General features: G+C 68.3%; 4 protein-coding genes. All 4 read right to left on the reverse strand.

Features of this window, described 5'->3' with window-relative positions:
• Positions 1–930: Bug family tripartite tricarboxylate transporter substrate binding protein (locus AB7E35_RS14725; RefSeq protein WP_428167830.1), on the reverse strand; the 930-nt coding region annotated here is incomplete at its 3' end.
• Between the two features lie 85 nt (positions 931–1,015).
• A complete protein-coding gene (gene tcuB / locus AB7E35_RS14730) occupies positions 1,016–2,212 on the reverse strand; it encodes a tricarballylate utilization 4Fe-4S protein TcuB (RefSeq protein WP_428167831.1) in 1,197 nt (398 codons plus the stop codon).
• Entirely contained in the window at positions 2,199–3,650 is a 1,452-nt protein-coding gene (gene tcuA, locus AB7E35_RS14735; RefSeq protein ID WP_428164422.1) for an FAD-dependent tricarballylate dehydrogenase TcuA, read from the reverse strand. The genes tcuB and tcuA overlap by 14 nt, the downstream gene beginning before the upstream one ends.
• 123 nt (positions 3,651–3,773) lie before the next feature.
• Positions 3,774–4,501, reverse strand: a 728-nt coding sequence (locus AB7E35_RS14740; protein ID WP_428167832.1) for a LysR substrate-binding domain-containing protein, incomplete at its 5' end; no start/stop codon positions are given.

A 4,501-nucleotide genomic window follows, 5' to 3' on the forward strand; every position in this document is an offset into this window, starting at 1 on the left:
CGACTCTTTCTTCATGAAGGCCGTGAGCTCGGCGCGCGTGGTGGGCTGGGGCGTCAGGCCGTGCTTGTTCAACGCGTCCTTCACGCCGGGGTCGTTGAGCACCTTGACGATTTCCTGGTTCCAGCGGTCCAGCAGGGGCGCGGGCGTCTTGCCCGGGGCCACAAAGGCGTACCAGTTCAGCGCCTCAAAGCCCGGAAAGCCCGACTCGGCCACGGTGGGAATATTGGGCAGATAGGCCGGGCGCGTCAGGCCCGTGGTGGCCAGCGGGATCAGCGCGCCCGACTCCACATGCGGCATGGCCGTGGGCGGCGCGGCAAAGTACGAGGTGATGCGCTCGCCCAGCAAGTCCTGCAGCGCGGGCGCGCCGCCCTTGTAGGGCACATGGGTCATGTCCACACCGGCGCGCTGGTTGAACAGCTCGCCCGCCAGGTGCGAGGCAGAGCCCGCGCCGGTGGACGCAAACTCCACGCTGCCGGGCTTCTTTTTCGACAGCTGGATGAACTCGGCCAGCGTCTTGGCGCCCGCCGCCTTGTGCACCACCAGCACGTTGGGGAAGTTGACGCCGCCCGACACCGCCGCCAGATCCTTGAACGGGTCGTAGGGCAGCTTCATGAGGTGCGGGGCAATCGTCAGCGGGCCCACCGAGCCGAACAGCAGCACCGTGCCATCCGGCGCCGCATTGGCCACGTACTGGTGGGCAATGTTGCCGCCCGCGCCGCCCTTGTTGTCCACCACCACCGACTGGCCGATGTTCTCGCCCAGCTTCTTGGCGATCAGGCGCGCAGCCGCATCGGCCGCGCCGCCGGCCGCAAAGCCCACCACCAGCGTGACCGGCTTCTTGGGCGGAAAGTCCTGCGCCAGCGCAGGGCTGCCAAAGGCCACGCAGGCGGCTGCCGCAGCAGCGGCCTGGATCAGGGTGCGTTTTTTCATGGTGGGGCTCCTCGTGTCGTTTTTAATGAAATATGGCTGTAGTCCAGGCAAACCGAGCGCTGGCAGCTATCGTTTTGGATGAAGGTCAGTCGCTACCCAGCCCGATGGGGCTGGGCTGGCGGCGCTCGGTGGCGTGGCGCAGCAACGCCGCCGTGCGGAACACGCCGTGGGCAAACTTGCCGTAGGGCAGCGTGGCAAACAGCGCCATCACCGCGCCCAGGTGCAGGCACAGCACCAGCGCCAGGGCGGGCAGCGCGGGCGGGGTGATGCGCACCAGCCACAGCGCCAGGCCGCTGGCGGCCACCAGGAACAGCAGGGCGATGAAGCCCAGGTCCATGGGCTTTTGCGCCGCGTCGCCATGCAGCGGGTGGCGCGCGCGCCTCAGTTGCCACAGGCGGGCGGTGCCCAGCACCAGCATCACGCCGCCCACTGCGCCCAGCAGCTTGGGGATGCTGGGCAGCTCGTACGGCGCCTGCCAGCCAAAGACGTAGTGGTACACCGTGGCCACACTGGTGGCGGCAAAGCACAGCATGAAGCCGTAGAACGTCAAATGGTGGGCGCGGCGGCGCTTGAGGGTGTAGGCGTCGTCCTCGTTGTGGCAGCCCTCGCCGTGGCCGCCGTCCAGGTATTTAAGGCGCAGCACGTCGTGCGTGGCCTCGGCGGCGGCGGGCGCGCTCACGTCCGCGCCGCCGGTGGCGGGCTTGACGTCCTTCCAGAAGCCGCGCACGCCCAGCGCCAGCGCCAGCACCACAAACAGGAACACCGGCGCAAACAGCCCCACCAGCAGGTTGTGCGGAAACAGGCTGTAGAAGTTGCCCTGCAGATCAGCGCCCCACAGCGCCCCCAGGCCGCCGCCCTGCAGCGCAGCGCCCAGCACCAGAAACAGCGTGAGCGCGGCCACCAGCGCCAGCGACAGCGTCAGGCCGTTGCGCTGGTACAGCCGCCCCAGCGCGGGCGGCCAGGCGTAGTCGGCATAGGTCTGGCCGCGCACCTGGGCCATGGCTTGCGGCACGTTGACGGCAAACTCGTGCGGCGGCGCGTACTGGCAGGCGTGCAGGCAGGCGCCGCAGTTGTGGCACAGGTTGGCCAGAAAGTGGATGTCGGCCTTGCCAAACTCCAGCCGCCGCGTCATGGCGGGGAACACGGCGCAAAAGCCCTCGCAGTAGCGGCAGGCGTTGCAGATCTGCATCTGGCGCGCCACCTCGGTTTCGGGGGCGGACAGCACGATGTCGCCGTTGGCCAGCGCCCGGGCGTCGCGCGTCAGGGCTTCAAGCGTTTGCATTGTTTGCTTCCATTTCTGTAGCTACCAGCGCTTGCAAAGATTGGGCTGGAGCCTGTTTTGCTGCCAAGGCGGCATTCACGCCCGCAATGCGACCGAATGCGGTGCCGATGCTCATGCCCACACCGGCGGTGTAGCCCTTGCCTAGCACGTTGCCGGCCATCATTTCGCCCGCGACAAACAGGTTGCTGCTGGGCTGGTTGTTGAAGCGCACGGCCGCCGTGTCGTCGGTGTGCAGCCCCAGGTAGGTGAAGGTGACGCCGGGCTTGAGCGCGTAGCCGTAGAACGGCCCGGTGTCGATGGGCCGCGCCCAGTGGGTTTTGGCGGGCGTGACGCCTTCGGTATGGCAATCGTCCAGCGCGGTGTGATCAAACCGGCCCACGCGGCAGGCGGCGTTGTAGGCATTGAGCGTGCGCATGAAGGTGTCCACCGGCAGGCCGAGTTTTTGCGCCAACTCGGGCAGGCTGTCGGCCTTGACGCCCGGAAACACCGGCGGCATGAAGCGGCCAATGGCCTTGGCGTCGATGATCGAATAGCCAATCTGCCCCGGCTGCTGCGCCACCAGGCGCCCCCAGATGGCGTAGCGCTTGGGCCAGAAGTCCTCGCCCTCGTCGTAAAAGCGCTCGCCGTCGCGGTTGACCACCACGCCCAGCGACACGCAGTCGATGCGCGTGCAGATGCCGCCGTCATAGAGCGGCGCGCGCGCGTCAATGGCCACCATGTGCGCCTGCGTGGGGTCGCCAATGCGGTCGGCGCCGTGGTCATCCAGCAGGTGCCGGAGCAACGTTCCCTTGTTGTAGGCCGTGCCGCGGATCAAAAAGTTGTCGGCCGGCCATTCGCCGCGCTCGTTCTGGCCCCAGGCCTCGCGCAGCCATTCGCGGTTGGACTCAAAGCCACCCGCGGCCAGCACGCAGGTCTTGGCGGTGATGCGCTGGCCTTTCACCCACGCGGCCTGAAACTGGCCGTTTTCGATCTCGATGCGATCCACGGGCGATTCGTAGCGGATCTGCACGCCGAGCTTTTCCGCGCTGCGGTAGTAGGCATTGACCAGCGCCTTGCCACCGCCCATGAAGAAGGCATTGGTGCGCGCCACATGCAGCGCACCCGACAGCGGCGGCTGAAAGTGCACGCCGTGCTTGCGCATCCAGGGCCGGCAATGGCCCGACGCGCGGATCGTCAGGCGCGCCAGGCGTTCGTTGGTCAGGCCACCGGTCACCTTGAGCAGGTCTTGCCAATATTCTTCTTCGGGATAGGCCTCGACCAGCACGTCCTGCGGCGCATCGTGCATGCAGCGCAGGTTGCGCGTGTGGCCGGAGTTGCCGCCGCGCCAGGCGCGCGGGGCCGATTCGAGCAGCAGCACGCTGGCACCGGCCTCGCGTGCCATCAGCGCGGCGCACAGGGCGGCGTTACCGCCGCCAATCACCAGGACGTCGGGGCTCATGGACAAGTTCTTTTCATCATTCATGGGGGTAGGGGAATGTAGAAAGAACACCGCCGCTTGCGCAGATACCCCACGGGCATGACCCCATCACGGATCGTGATGGGCTGCCGACTGCCTGATCGTTCAGAGCGCCAGCGTGGCGCCAATCCACCGGCCCGACTGCACCAGCTCGCGCACGCAGTCGCCCAGCACCACGCGCGCGGCCAGCGCGGCGGGCGAAAGCTCGTCGTCCGACAGGCTGCACAGCGCGGCCGGCCGACTGGCGGGGCCGTCTTCGACCTCTGCCAGCACAAAGCGCTGCGCCGCGTCGGGGTAGCGCCCCACCGCGGCCCAGGGCTGGATGGTGCTGCCCAGGCCCATGTCCACGGCATCCATCAGCAGCGCCAGCGAATCAATCTCCATGGCGATGCGCGGCGCCACGCGGGCCTGGGCAAAGGCGGCGTCCAGCCGGCTGCGCAGGCCGTGCGGGCCGGTGGGCAGGATCAGCGGCTCATCACCCAGCTGCGCCAGCGCCACCTTGCCCGTGAGTGCGGGCGCCTGCGCTGGGTGGCGGGCCGAGCGGATCAGGAACAGGCGTTCTTCAAGCAGCGGCAGCACGCTCCAACGGCGCGCGGGCTGGGTGTCGAACAGCACGGCCAGATCAAGCTGGCGCGCATTGAGCATGTTGGACAGGTGGCCCGACAGGCTGCCCACCATGTGCAGCCGCACGTCGGGGTAGCGCTGGTGCATGGCGCGCATCAGCGGCACGCCCAGCACCGAAGCCGTGGTGGGCGACAGCCCCACGCTGACGCTGCCCGTCAGCCGCGCCTGCTGCGCCGCACGCGCGGCCTGGTCGGCATGGCGCAGCGCCA

Source organism: Diaphorobacter sp. (genome assembly GCF_050251835.1).
Taxonomy (GTDB): Bacteria; Pseudomonadota; Gammaproteobacteria; order Burkholderiales; family Burkholderiaceae_C; genus JBFXIE01.

What these genes read in the sequence shown, in the direction of transcription:
- tcuB (WP_428167831.1), bottom strand. Translation starts at nt 2,212, where the DNA reads ATGCAAACGCTTGAAGCCCTGACGCGCGACGCCCGGGCGCTGGCCAAC.
- tcuA (WP_428164422.1), bottom strand. Translation starts at nt 3,650, where the DNA reads ATGAGCCCCGACGTCCTGGTGATTGGCGGCGGTAACGCCGCCCTGTGC.